We start from the raw sequence: 19,135 nt of genomic DNA, 5'->3' as shown, positions 1-19,135 counted from the left end.
GGGGGGGGCGGGGGTATGCTTTGTAGCCCGCCCCGGCCGCCAGCCCCATAGCACATTCCGGCTAGGTGCCCGCCGGCTATGCGACGATGCCCGCTCACACCATGGCCCAAACCCGCCCCTACCGCGCCCTGTGGCTCCTCGTGCTCCTGCTACTGGTGGCGGGCAGCGCGGCGCTGGGCGGGTGGTACGCATGGCGGCGGGCGCTGGGTTCGATCGGCGAGCAGGCCGGCGACCGCCTGCACTTGCACGCCCTGGCCGTGCAGCGCCTCATCGACCGCTACCGCGTGCTGCCGCGGGTGCTGGCGCTCGATCCCGAGCTGAAAGCCGCGCTCGAAGGCGCACCCGCCGCGGTGGGCACCGCCGCCCTCAACGCCAAGCTCGACCGTGCCAACGACGCCGTGCGTGCCTCGACGCTCACCCTGCTCGACCGCCACGGCCGCGCCCTGGCCGCCAACAACTGGAACACCCCCGAGAGCAACGTCGGCCTCGACTACGCGTTCCGGCCCTACTTCCGCGACGCCATGCGCGATGGCCACGCCACCTTCTATGCGCTGGGCGTCTCCACCAACGTGCCGGGCTACTTCATCGCCCAGGCCGTGGATGACGACGCGGGCCGGCACATCGGCGTGGTGGTGCTGAAGATCTCGCTCGATGCGCTGCAGGAAGACTGGGCCCCGGGTGGCGACGTGGTGTTCCTCTCCGATGCGCACAACGTCGTGTTCCTCGCGAACCACGCCGACTGGGTATACCGCGTGCTGTACCCGCTTTCGCCCGCGGATGCCGGCGCCATCGCCAGCACGCGCCAGTACGGCACGCGGCCGCTGCAGCCCATGGCCTGGAAGGTGCTTGCGCCGCAGGGGGCCGATACGCTGCGCGTGCGCATGGCCTCGCCCGCGCTGGCGCACGACACCATGTGGCGCTCGCTGGCCATGCCGAAGCAGGCATGGACGCTGCACCTGCTGGCCGATACGCGCCCTGCGGTCGCCGCCGCGCGCAACGCCGTGTTCGCCGTGCTGGCGGCGTGGCTGCCCGTGCTGCTGCTGGGCATGTTCCTGCAGCAGCGCGTGCGCCTGGCCCGCCTGCGCCAGCGCAGCCGCGAGGAACTGGAGCGCATGGTGGCGCACCACGCCTCGGCGCTGCGCTCCGCGCAGGACAGCATCGTCGCCGCGGCCAACGAAGCCGCGCAGGGTGGGCACGGCAGCCTCGAGCACCTTCCCCAGGGCGTGAGCGTCGTCGATGCGGGGCTGCGCCTGGTGGCGTGGAACTCGCGCTACCAGAAGATCTTCGGGTTCCCCGACGAGTACATGCAGGTGGGGCGCCCCATCGAGGACATGTTCCGCTTCAACGCCCGGCGCGGCCTGCTGGGGCCGGGCGATACCGACGAAGCCATCGAGCGCCGCCTGCAATACCTGCGCGCGGGCAGCCCGCACATGTACGAGCGCGAGCGGCCCGACGGCACGACGCTGGAGATCCGCGGCAACCCGCTGCCCGGCGGCGGCTTCGTCACCAGCTATGCCGACATCACCGCCTACAAGGCCGCCGCCCGCGAGCTGCGCAGCCTGGCGTCGTCGCTGGAACACCGCGTGGAAGAACGCACGCGCGACCTGATCGAAGCCAAGGCGGAAGCGGACAAGGCCAACCGCTCGAAGACGCGCTTCGTCGCGGCGGCCGTGCACGACCTGCTGCAGCCCCTGAACGCGGCGCGCATGTTCATCGGCAGCCTCGCGGGCCGGCGGCTGGACGCCGAAGGCCACGAACTGGTCGAGCGCGTGCGCAGCGCGCTCGATACGCAGGATGAACTGCTGGCCAGCCTGCTCGATATCTCGCGCCTGGAGGGCGGTGCCGTGGCGCCGCGCTTCGCCAGCGTGGCGCTGGACCCGATGCTGCGCGAGCTGGCGCGGCAATCCGCCGTGCTAGCGTCCACGCGCGGGCTTGTCCTCGGTTACGTGGGCACCACGCTCACCGTGCGCAGTGACGCGCTGCTGTTGCGTCGCGTGCTGCAAAACTTCCTCAGCAACGCCATCCACTACACGCCGCGTGGCAGCGTGCTGCTCGGCGTGCGCCGCGCCGAAGGCCACGCGCGCATCGAGGTGTGGGATACCGGCGTGGGCATCCCCGAGGCGAACACGCGGGCTATCTTCGATGAGTTCCTGCGCCTGGATAACGGCGTGGATCGCGACAGGCGAAGCGCCGGGCTGGGCTTGTCCATCGTCGACCGCATCGCACGGCTGTTGGGTGCGACGGTGGCCGTACGCTCGTGGGAGGGCAAGGGCAGCGTCTTCTCGATCACGCTGCCGCTGGCCGAGGTGGGCACCGTGGCGCCGGCACACGCCGAGCCCGCCGACGACGAGTCCCCGTTCGTCGGCAAGCGCGTCCTCGTCATCGACAACGACCCCGTCACGCGGCGCCAGGCCATGGACTTGCTCGCGGGCTGGGGCTGCGACGTGCAGGGCATCGGCAGCGAGCGCGGCGCGCTGCGTTACGCCGAGACCGACGATGCGCCGGCGCTGATCCTCATGGACGACCCGCTCGATGGCCACGAAGGCGATGCCTTGCGCGCCGCCATGGCATCGCGCTGGGGCGCCTTGCCGCCCACGGTGTTGATGGCCGCGGCGCCCCGCCAGGCCGATATCGAGCGCGCATCGGCGCACGGCCTGCGCTACCTCGTGAAGCCCCTCGCGCCGGCGCGGCTGCGCGCGGTGATGACGCGCCTGCTGATGGTGGCCGGCTAGCCCGGGTGCGAACCCTCGACGCCCTCGTCGAGGTCCAGCGACTTCACCAGCACCGCAGCCTGCGTGCGCGAGCGGCATTCCAGCTTCGACAGCACGGCGGTGACGTGGATCTTTACCGTGTTCTCCGCCAGGCCAAGCTCCGCGGCGATCTGCTTGTTGAGCAGACCCTCGGCCAGCAGCATCAGCACGCGGAACTGCTGCGGCGTGAGGCTGGCCAGCCGCGCGGCCAGCTTCGCATCGTCCTCGCTGCGTTCGGAGCGTGCGCCAATGAACGCCGTGCCGCCGCCCATCACCGTCTGCACCGCATCGCGCAGCACCTCGGCCGGCGCCGATTTCGACACGAAGCCCGCCGCGCCGAACTGCTGCGCGCGGCGCACGTTGCGCGGGTGGTCGTTCGACGACACCACCAGCACCGGGATATCCGGGTGTTCGCCACGCAGCCACAGCAGCGACGAGAAGCCCATGGCCCCGGGCATCGTCAGGTCGAGCAGCACCATGTCGATGTGTTCGCCCTTCGCCAGCACGGCTTCCATCGCGCTATGGCTGCCGGCCTCCAGCGCCTTGCCATCCACCAGCAGCGTGGCCAGCGCGTGCAGCAGCGCCCCGCGGAACATGGGGTGGTCGTCGGCGATGAGGAGGGTGAGCGGCATGGCGGGCAGTGTAGCGCGCAGTCAAAGCGCCGCCGCGCACGCCGCCACCAGGTCACGGAACCACGCCTGTGCCGGGTTCGCATCGGTGCGGCGGTGCCACAGCGCGTGGAAGGTGATGTCGGGCAGCGGCACCGGGGGCGGGAAGGTTGCGATGGTGCGTGCGGCCGGCGAGGCGCGCACCACGCGCTGCATCAGCGTCGCCGTCAGGTCCGTTTGCGCGATGACCGAGGGCACCACGAACATCTGCGGCAGCGTCATCGCCAGGCGGCGCTTCTTCCCCTGCTGCGCGAGCGCATGGTCCACGAGGCCATACCCTTCGCCTTCCGGCGAGGCCAGCACGTGCGACAGCGACAGGAAGGCCTTGATGTCCATGCCGCGCCGGGCCACCGGGTGGCCGTTCGCGACGATGGTGACGAAGCTGTCGCGCAACACCGGCCGCGACAGGATGCGGCCATCGCCATGCAGGGGTGGCACGCCGATGGCCATGTCGATGGCGCCCGCGTCGAGCAGGTCCACGGCCTCGTCGCGCCCGGTGAAGGCGTGCAGGGCTAGCGTGGCGCCGGGCGCCTGTTCGCGCAGCGCCACTGTGATCCCTGGCAGCAACACGAAGGCCGGGTAGTCGGGCAGGCCGATCTTGAAGGTCTGCGTGGCCTGCGCGGGGACGAAGGCGGTGTCCTCCACCAATACGGCGCGGATCTGCTGCAAGGCCTCGGCGATGGGCCCGGCGAGGTCGCGGGCCCGTGCCGTGGGCAGGAGGCCGGCGGCACTCCGGTGGAACAGGGGATCGCCCGCGAGCTTGCGCAGCCGCGACAGGGCGGCGCTCATGGCGGGCTGGCTCACGCCTACTTCCGCCGCCGCACGGGTGACGTTGCGCTCGCGCATCAGGGCGTCGAACGCGGCGAGCAGGTTGAGGTCGATGCCATGAAAATCCATGACATGGATATTACGTTATATCCTGTATCTGTTGGACTGATGCATTATCCCTAACCAAAATGCGTTCCATCGCCCACCCCACGATGGAAACCGCCATGAACCACCTTTCGCCCGACATGCAGCAGCGCCTCCAGGCCGAACGCCATGCCGTGGAAACCCTCTATCGCGCCTTCAGCGAAAAGAACCCCGACCTGGTCGACGGCGTGCTGGCCCCGACATGGGACGACATCCCGCTTGCCCCCGGCCAGGCACCAGGCCCGGCGGGCATCAAGGACATCATCCGCGGCTTCATCCAGGCCTTCCCCGACGTGGCCATCACCGTGCACGACATGGTGCAGGAACCCGGCAAGGTCGGCGTCCGTGCCGAGATCACCGGCACGCACCTCGGGGAAATGTTCGGCATCCCCGCCACGGGCAAGGCGGTCGCGTTCCGCCTGCATGAGTTCCACGAACTGAAGGACATGAAACTCACCACCACCTGGCACATGGAGGACTGGTTCGGCTTCTTCATGCAGCTTGGCCAGTTCCCGGAGGTGGCCTGAGATGAAAGCCGCACAGATCGTTTCGTTCGGTGGCCCGGAAACCGTGGTGGTCGCCGACGTCGCCGCACCGGCTGCGGGCCCGGATGACGTCGTCGTCGGCGTGCGCGCGGCGGGCCTCAACCCGCTCGACCTGAAGATCATCGCCGGCTACATGCAGCAGGTGTTCCCCACCGACCTGCCATACACCCCAGGCAGCGACTTCAGTGGCGTCATCGACGCCGTTGGCGAAGGCGTCACCGGGCTCGACGTCGGTGACCGCGTGTTCGGCCGCACCGCGCCAACCGCCGGCGGCGCGCTGGCCGAGCAGCTGCGCATCCCGGCGGCTGATGTCCGCCGCATCCCCGCCGAGATGAGCTTCGAACAGGCAGCGTCATTGCCGACTACCTACGGCACGGCGAAGCAGGCGCTCGCCGATGTCGCGAAGCTGCAGCCAGGCGAGCGCGTGCTGATCCACGGCGGCGCGGGCGGTGTCGGCACCATGGCCGTGCAACTGGCGGCGTTGGCAGGCGCGCACGTCATCGCCACCGCTTCCGGGCGCAACCATGCCCTGGTGAAGGAACTCGGCGCGCACGACGTGCTCGACTACCGCCACGACGACGTCACGCGCTTGAGCGACATCGACGTGGTGCTCGACACGTTCGGCGGCGAGACGCTGGAGAAGTCGTGGCGCGTGCTCAGCCCGAAGGGGCGTATCGCGACACTCGCGGATTTCTCCATCAAGGCGCGCGGCAGCAACGAAGGCAAGGCGGTGTTCTTCGCCACCGCCACGCCGTATCTCGCCGATGCCATCGCGCAGTTCCAGCAGGGCAAGCTGCAAATCATCACCGATGCGATCTTTGACCTCGCGGATGTGCGCGCCGCGCTGGAGAAGCTGGCGACGGGGCATGCGCGGGGGAAGGTCGTCGTTCGGGTAGGCCGATAACGTCTGACTCAAACTTCATCCTGCGCCTACGCAATCTAGCGGATCGCACGGACTTCGATATCGCAAGGGGCCAGATAAGGTTCGCTTCGGCGTTCGAGACAGAGGAGGCCAAGGATGGCCATCCTGGGCAGTCCGCGAAACGGTGCGATCCTGATGTGCGAGTTCGACAAGCACGAGCTTGAGCTTGCAAGCGACGGGAACATGGTCAAGACCAGGCCTGTGATCGTGCTTTCGCCCCAGCGGAATCGACGCGGGCGCCTTCTGCACGTCGTGCCGATCAGCATGACGCCGCCCCGTATCATCGAACCGTGGCATGTCGAAATTGCACTCGCTTGCTTTCCCGCGCCGCTGCAGAGAGCGGTTGGAACACGATGGGCGAAATGCGACATGGTTGTTACGGTAGGGTGGAGCAGGTTGAGCCGCTACGAGGGGCCGCGACGGGCGGGCCGGGCTTCTTACCACGACACCTATGTTGATCAGGTAACGATGCTGCGCTTGAAGCGGGCGGTCGCATCAGTATTCGGAATCGAACGCAATCTCTGGGATGCGCTATCGAAGATTGCCTTGCCCCAGTCGCCGTTTGCGAATCATCTTGGCAAAGTCACTTCATAGGACGTATCGCAGGCGCTATATAAGTTGTTGATTCACATCTTCGATAGGTCAGGGTGCTTGCACCACTTCGCGATCGCAGGAAAACTCCGTTTCGTCCAGTACACACGGACCTCGAAGACCTAGGTCAGGCCTTGATGGCGGCAACCAGGCCAGGAAGAAGGAGATGACATCCCTTCCGCAACTTCCCGCGTGGAGCCCAGGTGCTTCGGCCCTGGGCTCAGTCATTTCAGGCCTGGGAATCCAGCGAGGTGCCGGCGGGCGGACGTCGCCACGTCGAGGCCAGAACAATGGCGCAGACGCCCAGTGTCACCGCCATGCCTAAGCCGAACTCCGTGGTGATGTACGGCGCCCTGCCATTCGTGGCGGTCGATGCATCGAGTACACCTTGCACCAGCGTGTTATGCACGGCGTGCAGTATCACGCATGGCCACACGCTGCCCGATGCCATGCGCAGCCACGTCATCACGAAGCTCAGGCCCACCACCATGGCGGTGAAGCAGGCGATGGCGTACGGGGCCGGCGTGCCGGCGTTGTAGTCGGCGCCCAGCAACACGGGGTAATGCCATACCGCCCAGAGCAGGCCAACGGCCAGGCTCGTGCCCCTGAAGCCCCAGCGCGCGTAGAGCCGCGGTACCAGGAAGCCACGCCAGCCGAGCTCCTCGCCCAACGTCCACGCGAGGGTGCCGATGACGATGAACACCATGGTGGTTGGCACGCCGAACCATGCGGCGAAGGCATCGGGGTGCGACGTGATCTTGAACGTTGCCGCCAGCGGCGCGCTGAAATGCTCCCACTGGAACGCGCCGGGAATCAGCAGCCAAGCCGCCACGTAGACCGGGATGGCGTAGAGCCACGGCAGGGCGTAACTCCAGCCAACGTAACGGCCGCGCGGCCAGGCCCATCCGAGTGATCGAAAATCCAGCCGACAGATAAAGCATGTAAGCAGCGCCGCCGTACCGGGGCACCACATCAGCATGCGCGAGATCATGGGCGGCTCGCTGCCGATGGCGACCGACAGCGCGGACACCGGCGCGCTCAGCGCGACGAGCCAGAACAGGAACCAGGACAGCGGTCGCTTCGAAGATCGGGCGTCGGTCACGGGGTCATCCGCGAAGTGGAAGCCGACAGCGTACGCGCTGGGACCGTGAAGCCCATGGCCCGGAAGTCCCGGGCGTGCCCTCAGGTGGCCAAGGGCCGCGCCCTGCGCGCGGCCCCCGATGAATCGACTTACTTACCCGCGGGAACCAGGTTGGCGAGCTTGCCCTTCTTGTCGAACTCGCAGGTGAATTCCTTCTTGCCGTCCATGCCGGCATCGGCGACGCCCGCGATCGAGTAACCGGAATCGGCCGCGGCGATCGGCTGCAGCTGGATGTAGTCGTTCTTGACGTCGAACTTCTTCGCGGCGGCATCCAGGCACTTGGTTGTCAGCTTGCCGGGATCGGGGCGATCGGAAGCGAAGGCCTGGGTGGTCAGGGCGAGGCCGAGCGAGGCGGCCAGGAGCAGGGCGGAATGGCGCATGGGTGTCTCTCCGTACAAGGCACGAGGCCGGGTGGACTGCCAGCCGGAGCATGCCTCTGGGTTCCTTGCGGCTAGATGAATCCGTTGAGGTTTCCCTGAACCGACGGTCAAAAACGATTCGCCGTATCAGCCAAATCAATTACTTAGGCATGGCGTACGGGGGCTGCGCTTCCCGCCAGCGCGTCCAGCGGCGGAGCAGCTCGCCCTTGCGCAGGCCATTGCCCTCGGCCAGCACCTCGATGGAAACGATGCGGTCGGTACGGAAATGCCGGAACCCCTCGCGCAGTTCGCACCAGGCGATGAGCATGCGCAGCGTGGCGTCGTAGCCCAGCACCACGGGCCAGATGATGCGCGTGGATTCCTCACCGGATTCCGCGCAGTAGTGCATGCGCACCTTGCGATCATCGCGAATGGCTTGGCGAAGGGCGTTCGTGTCGATGTCATCGCGCGGCGGCGGCGTGAAAGGTCGCAGGCCGACGCTGGGCCGGGCGATGTGTGGCCGCAGGTTTTCGGGGATGACCGCCGCGATCTTGCCAAGCACATCCTTCGCCGCGCTCGCCAGCGTCTTGTCGCCCAGCCCCGCCACCCACTGCGAGCCGAGCACGATCGCCTCGATCTCGTCGGGCGTCAGCATCAGCGGCGGCATGTCGTAGCTGCGATCCAGCACGTAGCCCACGCCCGCCTCGCCCGTGATCGGCACGCGCTGGCCGATCAGGTCGGTGATATCGCGGTAGATCGTCCGCCGCGAGGTTTCAATCTCTTCCGCCAGCGCAGCCGCCGTCATCGGCCGCGACGAACGCCGCAGCACCTGGATGATCTGGAAGAGCCGGTCGGCGCGTCGCATGGGTCGTGGTCTCCTGTGGCCATGATGGTGGCCACAGCAGGGGACGACAATCCCCGGCGCATCCACCCGACCGGAGATAACCCCATGAAATTCGCCTCGACCCGCCTGATCGCCGCCGACATCAAGCGCATGGTCGCGTTCTATGAGCAGGTCACCGGTACCGCCGCCCAATGGCTCGCGCCGGTGTTCGCCGAGATCGTGCTGCCTGGCGCGGTGCTGGCCATCGGCAGCACCGAGTCCGTGCCGCTGTTCAAGGAAGGCAGTGCCGAGGCGGGCGCCAACCGCACGGCGATCATCGAGTTGCTCGTCGACGACGTGGATGCGGAGTTCGCGAGGCTAAAAGACCACGTCGACATGGTGAGTGAACCGAAGCTCCTGCCGTGGGGCAATCGGTCCAACCAGTTCCGTGATCCGGAAGGAACGTTGGTGTCTCTCTTCACGCCGGTGACCGACGCCGCGAAGGAACGCTTCGGCACGCGATGACAGGGGAGGCAGGCGATCAGTCCGGCAACGCGCCAGTCACCGGCTTCCCGTCCACGAACTCCCGCACCGCCTTGATGGTGACGGCCGGCGCTTCTTCCATCAGCCAATGGCCCGAGCCCGGCACGACAAGCCCCGTGACATGTTCCGCGGCATTGCGCATCACGATGGCTTCGTTGTCACCGAACGATTTCTCGCCACCGATTGCCAGTACCGGCATGGTGAGCTTGTGCGTAGTGGCGTCCTTGTTGTCGACCGCGTCGGTGCGGATGGCACGGAACTGCGCGAAGGCCGAATGCATGGCGCCTGGGCGCGCATACAACGCGGCGTAATGCTGGCGCGTGCCTTCGTCCACCTTCGCCGGCGTGCCCGCGAACTCGTTCCAGAAGCGATCGAGATAAATGCGCTCACGGCCGGCCACGAGGCGTTCCATGTCCGGGCCGCCGAAGTCGAAATGCCACAGCAACGGCGAGCGGACGATATCGTTCCATGGCGGGATGCCCGGCACCGGCGCATCCATCACCACCAGCTGGGTCGTCTTGTCGGGGTAACGCGCCGCGTAGGCGTAGGCGACCATCGTGCCGATGTCGTGGCCGACAACCACACTCGTGTCGACACCCAGCTTCGTCAGCACGGCGCGGACATCGGCGGCCTGGGTTTTCTTGTCGTAGCCGCCTTCCGGGTGGGAGGACAAGCCCATGCCACGGAGGTCGGGGATAACAACCGTGTGGTCGCGGGCGAGGTCGATGGCCAGCGGCGCCCACATGTCGCCGGTATCGCCAAAGCCATGAAGCAGCACCACGCCCGGGCCGTGGCCGCCTACGCGGACATGGATGGTCGCGCCATCGGTGGCGATGTCTTCGCTATGGAAGCTGGCGGGCAGCGGGGTCACGTCGGCGAAGGCCGGGGCGCTGGCGCCGCCAAACAGGACGGCCGCCGCGAGCAGCCAGGCCTTGGAACGGGCAGGAAGGGAGCGTGACACGGGGCATCTCCAGTCAGGGGGCGCCAGGGTGGCGCCGGTGAGTGGAGCATGCGCCGCGGCGGGGCGGCTGACGTACGTATCCGGCGAGGTAGACGTTCGATGCGGTCGAACGTCTATCCACCTGCACGGGCGGTTAGTCGTAAGCAGCCGTCGTCCAGTTGACCGGCATATGTACCTTCTCGCAGCCCTGCTCGCAGATGTAGAAGGTGTGCTGCGCCACCAGCTGGATGACCGCACCATTCGCCAGGCGCAGGCGCAGCGATCGGGGGTTACCTTTCTGCTTCTTTGCTGCACCTGCGTCGAGTAGCTCGACGTGCTCGGTGAACGACTTCGACCCCCACGACCACGTGGCCACTCCACGCCCGTCGGTGATGCGGATGTCGGCAGGGGAGGCGGTGGCCTCCGAGACCAGGTGCAGGCCGGTATCGTGCGAACAGGCGGCGGCGAGGCAGGCCAATGCGCCGACGAAGGGTGCCATGCGTTTCATTGGCCGGACCTCGGGAAGAGTCATGGGTTATCGGCCGGGCGAACGCGGGCTTGAGCCGGGACCCGCGGTTGACCGGGTTTCCGTGCGATCTACCCGCACGGCGTCTTCCTGAGGAGCGCTTATTCTCGGGAGGCTCGCTTCATCGCTCCAAGGGCGGCGAGGAGATATAAGCCGCAAAGCCCAAAAGCCGCGCCGGCCGCCGCGAAACTCACCCATCCAAAGAATATGAGGTGGCCAAATTGCGTCCCGACCTTCAACCCGCGCATATCAGAGCCATGCTCGCCAATGAGGATGATGAGGCCAACGAACGCCAGTAACGGCACCGCAATGACGGTTTGAATGGCTAAAAAGATGCCACGCACCTGCTGCAATTTCGCGGGAAGCGGAAAGCCATGGCGCGCGAGCATCCATGTCGCAGCAAGGGGCAAGATAGGGAAGACGAAGAAGTAATAGATGGCGGCCTCGTCCCCGTAGCTCGCATACAAGGCCCACCTTCGCGCCGGAATGAAAGAAGCCGCCTGGAGAATGCTTCTCGCGAAGGAGCGTCCAAGTTCCGCTTCGTGGCACAGCGTGGCTGCGAGCGCGGCAACGACGACAACGGCGAGCATGGCGATGCGTGTCCATCGCTCGACGGTACGTGCCGTCCTGGCATGGCGATAAAGATCATCTTTCATAAGGCCGTCCAGAACGACGAGCTTCCGCCACCTCTATCAGGCGCATGGGACCATCCTTTTTCCAATCGCATTGTGGTGCAAGAGTGCGCGGATGAAGGGTGGCATGCGTTTCACCGGCCGGAGCTCGCAAAGAACCATCCGTTATCGGCCCACCGAGTTGATCCTTGAGGCTCATGGTGCGCTGCGTCGAAGGCCGCCCCGCGACGTGCCTCACTACCGCATCATGTTATTGCGCCCTTCTTAGTACTATGAATATAGTAGGAGCGCTCATGCATCCGGACGAAGGCATCCCCATGAAACGTAGTCCCCGGGCCAGGCTTGTTGATTTGATTGTTACTGTTGCGATGGCGTTGTCCCCGATTTCACCCGTCCATGCGCAGGGCTTCGATGGCGTAGGCCAGTTGAGGGAAGGCGGCGTAGCCCTCGTGGTGCTGCTTGCGATGTCGGTGATCGCGCTTTGGGTGGCGATCGAGCGGCTACGCAACGTCCGCAAGGCGTTCGTGGTCCCCGAGGGGCTGGCGCGCAGGGCCGATGTCTTGTGGCAGGAAGGCAGGACGGACCAGGCCCAGGCGCTGGTCGATAGCCAGCCGAGCACGCTCTCACGCATGCTGCATTACATGCTGGCCTACCGCGCGCTCGACCTGGTGACCGTGACCAAGGGCGTCGAAGACATCGCCTCCATCGAGCTTCGCGAACACCTGCGCCGCATCTATCCCCTGGCGATCATCGCGACCGTTGCGCCGATCGTTGGCCTGCTGGGCACCGTGGCAGGCATGATCGAAGCCTTCCATGCGCTTGCGTTGAATGGCCCGATCGATCCGGCGTTGCTCGCGAGTGGCATCTCCAAGGCGCTGGTCAACACGGCCGCCGGCCTCTCCGTGGCCCTTCCGGCGTTGGCCTTCTACCACGGCTTCAAATACCGCATCACCGCGTTCGGCCTTGAGCTGGAACGGCAAGCGGGCGCCCTCTTGCGCGCCCACTTCGTCCCCGCACCGGCTGGCGTAACGCCGTGAAGATCGACCTGGGCGAAGACCAGGAGCCGGAGATCGGGCTGGTAGCGTTGATCGACTGCATTTTCTTCCTGCTGATGTTCTTCATGGTGGCGACCACCTTCAAGCAGAGCGAAGACAAGCAGCACAATCGATCCATCCCGGTCGACCTTCCCAAGGCGGCGGCGACCTTTCGCCCCGAAGAGGCCTCTTCGACAGGCGTACTCATCACCGTGGCGCGCGATGGCACCATCTACGTCGACGGTGCCGCGATAACGAAGGGACAGCTCAAAGACCGCCTCCACGACCTGGCTGCCCACGACACGCACACGGTCATCCGCATCGACGGCGACCGCCGCGCCCAGTTTCAGGACGTGGTGAGCGTCATGGACATGTGCGCGTTCGAAGGGCTCACCAACCTCGCGGTCCACGTCCGGAACTGACATGGCCACGCGATCGTAGTGGGATCCGTACCGCCCCGCCCGGAATGACAACCCGGGGCGTGATGCGCTTTGGTCCATCCTGGCGCATGTGCTCGTGCTGGGTGTGTTGTTTTACCTCGCGCAACTGCCGCCCTCGCCGGAAGCCGCACGCAAGCGGGTGGAGGCGACCCGCAACGCCGCCTTTCAGTCCGCGGCGACCCAACGCCTGAACGACCTGGCTTCGGCCGAAGCCGCGCTCGCGCAGCACTCGCATGAGGTTGCGCCACCACCGCCTCAGCCCGCTTCATCGGCACAAGCGGCACTGGCGCAGGCACGGGCGCGCTACGACGCGCTGAAAAAGAAACACGCCGACCTGCCCGCGCTACCGAAGATGCCGCACACGGAGACCGAGGCCCTCGCGCAACTGGCCCAACTCAAAACCCAGGTCGCCGCGACGCTGGCACGTGATGTACAGGCGGCTTCACCCGCTGGCGCGTCGACGGCCGGGGCGGCAGGCAAGAGCGGCCCCGGAGGCCCCCGGTTACTCGGCATGGCGGGGGACACGAGCCTGACTCCCTTTGAGGTGGCCACCGCCGGCAACCATGGCGCAGACATCGTTCCACACGGTCGCTTCTCCAAGATCCCGCCCCTCGACGCACCAGTCCACGCTGCAGCAGGCCGCAGCGCAGGCGCCGGTGGTGCGTATACCAACCGCCTGTATGTCGACACGTGGTACGTGGTGGGGCCGTTCGAGGCCGTCGGCGACCATCCCCTAGATCATCCGGAACTGCCCGAAGTAGCCGTCGATCTGGATGGAACCTACGCAGGCAAGTTCGGCACGCTGACATGGCGCTACGTCCAGGCAAGCGAATACCCGCTGTTCCTGCCCGACCCGGCAGAAAGTGCTATCTACTACGGGTATACCGAACTAAGGCTCGACCGCGACATGGAACTGTGGGCCTGGATCGGCGCGGACGACGACGCGAAGCTGTGGGTGGATGATGAGCTGGTGTGGAAGGGCGGCGCGCCGGTGAAGCCGTGGTTCATGGTGGATGCCCGTTCGATGCGGCGCGAGATTGCTGATTACAATTTGAGCGAAGGCAAGGTGCGGCTTCGGCTTGCCGCGGGGCGGCATCGGGTGTTGTTCAAGTTGTATAACGGGGCGCAGGTGATGTTTTTCTCGTTGGTGCTGAGTGATGCGCAGGCAGCCAGCACCGGCGCGCCGCGCGTCGGCGGCATGGCGATGGTGCACCATTGAGTACGCCTGGTGCTTGCGACCTAGGAAGCTTTTTTCGCGCGGGTGCGCGCGGCCTTCTTGGCAGCCGTCTTGCGAACCGTGGCGCCCTTCGTCCTGGCCGCCTTCTTCGCCGCCGCCGACTTGCTTGCTGACGTTCGCTTGGCAGCACTCTTCCTGGCTTGGGTCGAAAGTGCGCGCTTCGAAGCCGCAGCTGTACCCTCGCGCTTAAGTGCCTTCGTGCTGGCGCGTTTCCGCGTCGCCGATTTCTTGGTGGCCGTCCCAGCAGAACGGTTCTTCGCCGCCTTCGTATCCTGGGCCGCCTTCTTCTTTGTGGCCTTGCTGGCAGTCTTCGATGGCGTGGCCTTCACCCCGTCACGCCGTGCTTTCGACAGGCCGATGGCGATGGCCTGCTTGGCCGACCGGGCACCATGCTTACCCGCGCGGATGTGCTTGATCTCCTCATGCACGTATTCGCCGGCTTGCGTGGAGGCTGACTTGCCTTGGCGCCTGGCGGTGGCGGCTTTGGCTGCGGTTTTCTTCTCGGGCATGCGCGTTCCCTCCTCGGTCCACCGTCAAGGTAACGGCAACCGCCGTGATGCGGGTGTGTTGGTCGCGGTGTGGTGCGGTAAAGTGCGTTTGCCACGGGAGAGTGTCATGACCCAACAGGTAGCGACCATCGCAGGCGTCATCGGGTTTCTGATCTGCATTGCCACGGCGTTGGTCTTGGCCCTGCGTTCCCGTTCCAGGAAACGGGGTTCGCCACGTGGGGCCGGCCAACGTCGTCGAGGCGGCGTTTGACCTCCCAAGCGGGCTTGCCGAAGGCAAGTGCTCGAACCAGCGGGCTTTACCGCGCCGCGCCGCTATAAGCGTATCCTGTGGGCACACCGGCACTGCAGGAAGCACGTCATGAAGTGGCTTTGCGCGTTTGTTGTAGTCGCGATGACCTTCCTCGAAGCCGCGTCTGCGGCTTCTCAGGTTGCTTATCCCGATGAAGCTGCCCTGCGCAGGGGGCTCTCCATGCCGCCGGACACGAAGCTGCTTTACCGCGATACCAACGGGGCGTCGATCGGCGCGAAGACCTTCCTGGATCGTGTGAACACCGGAACGGGGTTTGCCTTCAAGCCTGCCAATGCAGACGGCTTCGCAGTGCTCACGCTCGACAGCCCACCCCGGACGCCACGCACTCCGCTTGGCGACCTGATCATCGGCGAACCCATCCCCGCGTTCAGTCTTACGTCGAGCACAGGCAGGCAGGTCACTTCCACCAGGTTCGACCACGATTTCACTGTCATCGATTTTTTCTTCGTCGACTGCGGTGGCTGCATCAAAGAGATCCCCGCCCTCAACGCCTTCCATGCCGCGCATCCCGACATCGGCGCCATGAGCATCACTTACGACGCGGCCGCCGAGTTACCGGCGTTCAAGAATAAGTTCGGGCTAACCTGGGAAATCGTGCCTGACGCGGTCACGTTCTATCAGAAGGCGAATATCCAGATGTTTCCCACCCTGGGAATCGTCGATCGCCACGGCAAGCTACTCGATCTCAAGGGTGGGTGGACCCTGCATCCGCCAGGCAGGACCCTTAACGGCGAAGACATCGAGCGTTGGGTCACGGATGTAAGGCACGCAACGCCTGCGCCTCGGTCGAGCGAGACTCGGTGATTGACCGGGGCAACCGTCGACCGGGTCGCGGGAAACCTCGGAATACCGATCGGAGCTGGTGCGAAGGCGCTTTTGGATGCCACCTTGATAGGACGGACCCAGTGAATGGAGTTCGTGTAATGAATGACGCCCAGGCGGCTCCACGGCAGGGGAGCACCAGTGAAATGTCGCGATGAAATGTCATCTAATTGTTTCGGGCAATAAGGCATATTGATGCCACCGCATCGTACTCAGACTTAAGTGCGATCGTGCGCAACGCGTCCAATTGTCATGACGGGAAGAAGGACGGCGGACTCTGCAACGTCATCCAGCACGCAGCGGAAGACGCGCTGGTTGAGTCCGAAGACAGTGCTATGCACTAAAACGATATGCAGTGATCGATAGTTTGACGGGATGACATGGCACAAACGTCATAGGTTGGCATCGGCATTTTGCGAGATATAGCTTCGCTGATTGAGACGACGTCTCTACCTTTGACGTTGAGTTGCCGGAGCCGGCTCGCGCAGGCATCCGGAATCCCTCCAGGTGTCTAGGAATCCGTCCTGTTGCACCACAACAAAACCCTCCCTAAATTGGTGCAATGCATGCACCCGATCAGTCAGAACTCCTGACCCTCCTCGCCACCGGCCTCGCGGTAGTCGGTGCCGACGGCCGGGTCGCCTGGCTCAACCCCGCCCTGGGCGAGGTCCTCGACGTAGGCCCCCGCACGGCGGTGGGCCAGCCCCTGGCCAGCCTCATGCGCTACGCCCCCCTGGCCGACCAGCTTGTCCGCACCCTGGCGGAAGGCCGCGGCTTCAACCTCCGCGGCATCACCTTCGGCGTGGCGCGGGGCCGTGAGGTCACGGCCGATCTGTCGATGCAGCCCATCGATGCCGGCCGCGTCCTGGTCGAGGTGCACCCCCTCGCCAGCGACCTCAACGCCGGCGATACCCCGCTGTCGGCCACGCTCCGTGGCTTTGCCCACGAGGTAAAGAACCCGCTGGCGGGCCTCCGCGGCGCCGCGCAGCTGCTTGAACGCCGCCTGGCCGATAGCGACCTGCGCCAGCTGGCCGCCATGGTGATCTCGGAGGCGGATCGCCTTGCCTCGCTGGCCGATGGCCTGCTGCGCCATGGCGGCGCGGCGCGGATCGGGCCGGTGAGCATCCATGAGCTGCTCGAACGCCTGGAGGCGCTGGTGTCGGCGGAGGCGAACGCGCCGCGCGTGCGCCACGACTACGACCCGAGCCTGCCGGATGTCACGGGCGATAACGACCGCCTGCTGCAGGTGCTGCTCAACCTCGCGCGTAACGCGATCGAGGCGGGTGCCCAGACGATCACGCTGCGCACGCGCATCGAGCACGGCGCGCGGCTGGGCGATCGCACGGTGCGCGCGGCGCTGCGTGTCGACGTGCTGGACGATGGCCCTGGCGTGGCGGACGAGCTCCGCGATGTGCTGTTCCACCCGCTGGTGAGCGGCCGCCCCGATGGCACGGGCCTGGGCCTGGCGCTGTCGCGCGAGATCGCCCACGACCACGGTGGCGACCTGCGTTACGTGAGCCGCCCGGGTGACACCGTGTTTTCCCTTTACCTCCCCATGGACCGCCCGCATGAGTGAGATCTGGATCGCCGATGACGACCGTGGCGTGCGCTTCGTGCTGGCCGAGGCCCTGCGCGACGCGGGTCACGCGGTGCGCGAGTTCAGCGCCGGTGACGCGGTGCGCGCGGCGCTGGAAGAAAGCCGCCCGGCGTTGCTGGTCACGGATGTGCGCATGCCGGGTGAGAACGGCCTGCGCCTGCTGGAGGACCTCACCCGCCGCAACATCGGCCCGGTGATCGTCATGAGCGCGTTCACCGACGTGGCGACGACGGCCGCGGCGTATCGCGCGGGCGCGGCGGATTACCTCGCCAAGCCATTCGACCTCGATCAGGCGGTGGAGACGGTGGAGCGCGCGCTGGCCGCCGCGCGCGAGGAAGTCATCGTGCCACCGACGCGCGCCGATGCGCATGCGCTGATCGGCGAGAGCACCGCCATGCGCGAGGTGTTCCGCCTCATCGGCCGCGTGGCGGCCAGCGACCTCAACGTGCTGATCACGGGCGAGACGGGCACGGGCAAGGAACTGGTGGCGCGTGCGTTGCACGAGGAATCGTCGCGCGCCGGCAAGCCCTATGTGGCGCTGAACACGGCGGCGATACCCGCCGAGCTGTTGGAAAGCGAATTATTCGGCCACGAGGCGGGCGCGTTCACCGGCGCGACGCGGCGCGTGGCGGGCCGTTTCGAGCAGGCCGATGGCGGCACGCTGTTCCTCGACGAGATCGGCGACATGCCGCTGGCCTTGCAGACGCGCCTGCTGCGCGTGCTGGCGGGTGGTGAGTTCTACCGCGTGGGCGGGCGCGAGCTGATGCACGGCAACGTGCGCATCATCGCGGCCACGCACCAGGACCTGGAGGCGCGCGTGGTGCAGGGCATGTTCCGCGCGGACCTGAAGCACCGGCTGGATGTGGTGCGCATCCCGCTGCCGTCGCTGCGCGAGCGGCGTGGCGATATCCCGCTGCTGGCGCGCCACTTCCTGGCGCAGGCCGCCGCCGAGCTGGGCCTGCCGCCGAAGCGTTTCTCGCGTGGTGCCATGAAGCTGATCGAGCAGCGCGATTACCCGGGCAACGTGCGTGAGCTGGAGAACCTGTGCCGTCGCCTCGCTGTCATCGCGCCGGGCGTGGAGATCCAGGCCGCCGACCTCGGCGCGCTGCCCGCACGCGCCACGCGTAGCGGCGAATGGACCGAAGCCTTGCGCATGTGGGCGCAGGATGCGCTGGCGCAGGGTGAGGCGGATATCCACGCCCGCGCGCGCGAGTCGCTGGACAAGACCTTGTTGAACGCCGCGCTGGTCGCCAACGATGGCCACCGCCAGCAGGCGGCCATTGCGCTGGGCGTGGGCCGCAACACCCTTACGCGTAAACTTGGGGCCTCGCGCAAACGCCGCCCCAACGTGGATACCCGTCATGAGTCTTGAAGTACGCCGCGCCGCCGTCGAGGACGCGGACCATATCGCCCGGTGGAACATCGCCATGGCGTGGGAGACGGAAGCGAAGCGGCTGGACCCGGCCACCATTGGGCGGGGCGTGCGCGCGGTGTTCGACGAACCGCGGCGTGGTTTCTACCTCGTGGCCGAGCTCGATGGCGTGCCGGTGGGTTGCCTGCTCGTCACGTATGAGTGGAGCGACTGGCGCTGCGGGGATTTCTGGTGGGTGCAGAGTGTTTACGTCGCCGCGGAGGCGCGCCGGCACGGGGTGTTCCGGGGGATGTATGCGCATGTGAAGCGCATGGCCGAGGGGGCCGGGGCGGTGGGGCTTCGGTTATATGTCGAGACGGAGAATGAGCGGGCGCAGGCGACGTATGGGGGGCTGGGGATGGAGAAGTGCCATTATTTTATGTTTGAGGCACCGTTGAAGGGTTAAGAGCATCGCCCACGGGT

The 19,135-nt window shown here is 66.4% G+C and carries 21 protein-coding genes; 12 read left to right on the top strand and 9 right to left on the bottom strand.

The window, feature by feature from the left end:
* Positions 1–101: 101 nt before the first annotated feature.
* Entirely contained in the window at positions 102–2,732 is a 2,631-nt protein-coding gene (locus VI08_RS16935; RefSeq protein ID WP_045830800.1) for a hybrid sensor histidine kinase/response regulator, read from the top strand.
* Here the strand turns inward: VI08_RS16935 and VI08_RS16930 are convergent.
* Entirely contained in the window at positions 2,729–3,382 is a 654-nt protein-coding gene (locus VI08_RS16930) for a LuxR C-terminal-related transcriptional regulator (protein ID WP_045830799.1), read from the bottom strand. The two genes, VI08_RS16935 and VI08_RS16930, sit on opposite strands and share 4 nt — an antisense overlap.
* A gap of 21 nt (positions 3,383–3,403) precedes the next feature.
* Positions 3,404–4,315, bottom strand: a complete 912-nt coding sequence (locus VI08_RS16925; protein WP_045830798.1) for a LysR family transcriptional regulator — start codon at positions 4,313–4,315, stop codon at positions 3,404–3,406.
* A gap of 95 nt (positions 4,316–4,410) precedes the next feature.
* Here VI08_RS16925 and VI08_RS16920 point away from each other — a divergent pair, with 95 nt between their 5' ends.
* From VI08_RS16920 to VI08_RS21055, 3 genes are all read left to right on the top strand, one after another.
* Positions 4,411–4,857 carry an ester cyclase gene (locus tag VI08_RS16920; RefSeq protein ID WP_045830807.1) on the top strand — a complete coding sequence of 149 codons (447 nt, stop codon included), beginning with the start codon at positions 4,411–4,413 and terminating at the stop codon, positions 4,855–4,857.
* Position 4,858: 1 nt separating this feature from the next.
* Complete coding sequence (locus tag VI08_RS16915) at positions 4,859–5,779, top strand: NADP-dependent oxidoreductase (protein ID WP_045830797.1); 921 nt, start codon at positions 4,859–4,861, stop codon at positions 5,777–5,779.
* Between the two features lie 114 nt (positions 5,780–5,893).
* A complete protein-coding gene (locus tag VI08_RS21055; protein WP_052698031.1) occupies positions 5,894–6,391 on the top strand; it encodes a type II toxin-antitoxin system PemK/MazF family toxin in 498 nt (165 codons plus the stop codon).
* A 226-nt stretch (positions 6,392–6,617) separates the two neighbouring features.
* Here VI08_RS21055 and VI08_RS16905 read toward each other — a convergent pair whose 3' ends face one another.
* From VI08_RS16905 to VI08_RS16895, 3 genes are all read right to left on the bottom strand, one after another.
* Positions 6,618–7,490 (bottom strand): CPBP family intramembrane glutamic endopeptidase, encoded by an 873-nt coding sequence (locus VI08_RS16905; RefSeq protein ID WP_045830796.1) that lies wholly within the window; start codon positions 7,488–7,490, stop codon positions 6,618–6,620.
* Between the two features lie 128 nt (positions 7,491–7,618).
* Entirely contained in the window at positions 7,619–7,909 is a 291-nt protein-coding gene (locus VI08_RS16900) for a hypothetical protein (RefSeq protein WP_045830795.1), read from the bottom strand.
* Positions 7,910–8,048: 139 nt separating this feature from the next.
* Positions 8,049–8,753 (bottom strand): helix-turn-helix transcriptional regulator, encoded by a 705-nt coding sequence (locus VI08_RS16895; RefSeq protein WP_045830794.1) that lies wholly within the window; start codon positions 8,751–8,753, stop codon positions 8,049–8,051.
* Positions 8,754–8,837: 84 nt separating this feature from the next.
* Between VI08_RS16895 and VI08_RS16890 the strand changes: the two genes are divergently transcribed.
* Positions 8,838–9,236 carry a VOC family protein gene (locus tag VI08_RS16890; RefSeq protein ID WP_045830793.1) on the top strand — a complete coding sequence of 133 codons (399 nt, stop codon included), beginning with the start codon at positions 8,838–8,840 and terminating at the stop codon, positions 9,234–9,236.
* A 16-nt stretch (positions 9,237–9,252) separates the two neighbouring features.
* Here VI08_RS16890 and VI08_RS16885 read toward each other — a convergent pair whose 3' ends face one another.
* The 3 genes from VI08_RS16885 to VI08_RS16875 form a co-directional block, all read right to left on the bottom strand.
* Positions 9,253–10,215, bottom strand: a complete 963-nt coding sequence (locus tag VI08_RS16885; protein WP_232309581.1) for an alpha/beta fold hydrolase — start codon at positions 10,213–10,215, stop codon at positions 9,253–9,255.
* Between the two features lie 133 nt (positions 10,216–10,348).
* Positions 10,349–10,693, bottom strand: a complete 345-nt coding sequence (locus VI08_RS21850) for a hypothetical protein (RefSeq protein ID WP_045830792.1) — start codon at positions 10,691–10,693, stop codon at positions 10,349–10,351.
* Positions 10,694–10,821: 128 nt separating this feature from the next.
* A complete protein-coding gene (locus VI08_RS16875; protein WP_157006877.1) occupies positions 10,822–11,376 on the bottom strand; it encodes a hypothetical protein in 555 nt (184 codons plus the stop codon).
* 269 nt (positions 11,377–11,645) lie between these two features.
* Between VI08_RS16875 and VI08_RS16870 the strand changes: the two genes are divergently transcribed.
* The 3 genes from VI08_RS16870 to VI08_RS16860 all read left to right on the top strand — a co-directional run bounded on the left by VI08_RS16870 (position 11,646) and on the right by VI08_RS16860 (position 14,045).
* Entirely contained in the window at positions 11,646–12,389 is a 744-nt protein-coding gene (locus tag VI08_RS16870) for a MotA/TolQ/ExbB proton channel family protein (RefSeq protein ID WP_198148985.1), read from the top strand.
* Positions 12,386–12,808 (top strand): ExbD/TolR family protein, encoded by a 423-nt coding sequence (locus VI08_RS16865; protein WP_045830790.1) that lies wholly within the window; start codon positions 12,386–12,388, stop codon positions 12,806–12,808. Before VI08_RS16870 ends, VI08_RS16865 begins: the two co-directional genes overlap by 4 nt.
* An 88-nt stretch (positions 12,809–12,896) precedes the next feature.
* Complete coding sequence (locus tag VI08_RS16860) at positions 12,897–14,045, top strand: hypothetical protein (protein ID WP_045830789.1); 1,149 nt, start codon at positions 12,897–12,899, stop codon at positions 14,043–14,045.
* 20 nt (positions 14,046–14,065) lie between these two features.
* Here VI08_RS16860 and VI08_RS16855 read toward each other — a convergent pair whose 3' ends face one another.
* Positions 14,066–14,572, bottom strand: a complete 507-nt coding sequence (locus VI08_RS16855) for a DUF6496 domain-containing protein (RefSeq protein WP_045830788.1) — start codon at positions 14,570–14,572, stop codon at positions 14,066–14,068.
* Between the two features lie 358 nt (positions 14,573–14,930).
* On the opposite strand from VI08_RS16855, the gene VI08_RS16850 reads away from it, so the two are divergent.
* The 4 genes from VI08_RS16850 (at position 14,931) to VI08_RS16835 (ending at position 19,118) form a co-directional block, all read left to right on the top strand.
* Positions 14,931–15,686, top strand: coding sequence for a TlpA family protein disulfide reductase (locus tag VI08_RS16850; RefSeq protein ID WP_045830787.1), 756 nt, complete (start codon positions 14,931–14,933; stop codon positions 15,684–15,686).
* 580 nt (positions 15,687–16,266) lie between these two features.
* Positions 16,267–17,280 carry a two-component system sensor histidine kinase NtrB gene (locus VI08_RS16845; protein ID WP_045830786.1) on the top strand — a complete coding sequence of 338 codons (1,014 nt, stop codon included), beginning with the start codon at positions 16,267–16,269 and terminating at the stop codon, positions 17,278–17,280.
* Positions 17,273–18,673 carry a nitrogen regulation protein NR(I) gene (gene ntrC / locus VI08_RS16840; protein WP_045830785.1) on the top strand — a complete coding sequence of 467 codons (1,401 nt, stop codon included), beginning with the start codon at positions 17,273–17,275 and terminating at the stop codon, positions 18,671–18,673. Before VI08_RS16845 ends, ntrC begins: the two co-directional genes overlap by 8 nt.
* Positions 18,663–19,118, top strand: coding sequence for a GNAT family N-acetyltransferase (locus VI08_RS16835; protein WP_045830784.1), 456 nt, complete (start codon positions 18,663–18,665; stop codon positions 19,116–19,118). The genes ntrC and VI08_RS16835 overlap by 11 nt, the downstream gene beginning before the upstream one ends.
* The last annotated feature ends 17 nt before the right edge of the window (positions 19,119–19,135 follow it).

This window comes from Luteibacter yeojuensis (genome assembly GCF_000964085.1).
Taxonomy (GTDB): Bacteria; Pseudomonadota; Gammaproteobacteria; order Xanthomonadales; family Rhodanobacteraceae; genus Luteibacter; species Luteibacter yeojuensis_A.
This window is presented reverse-complemented; position numbering and strand designations above follow the sequence as displayed.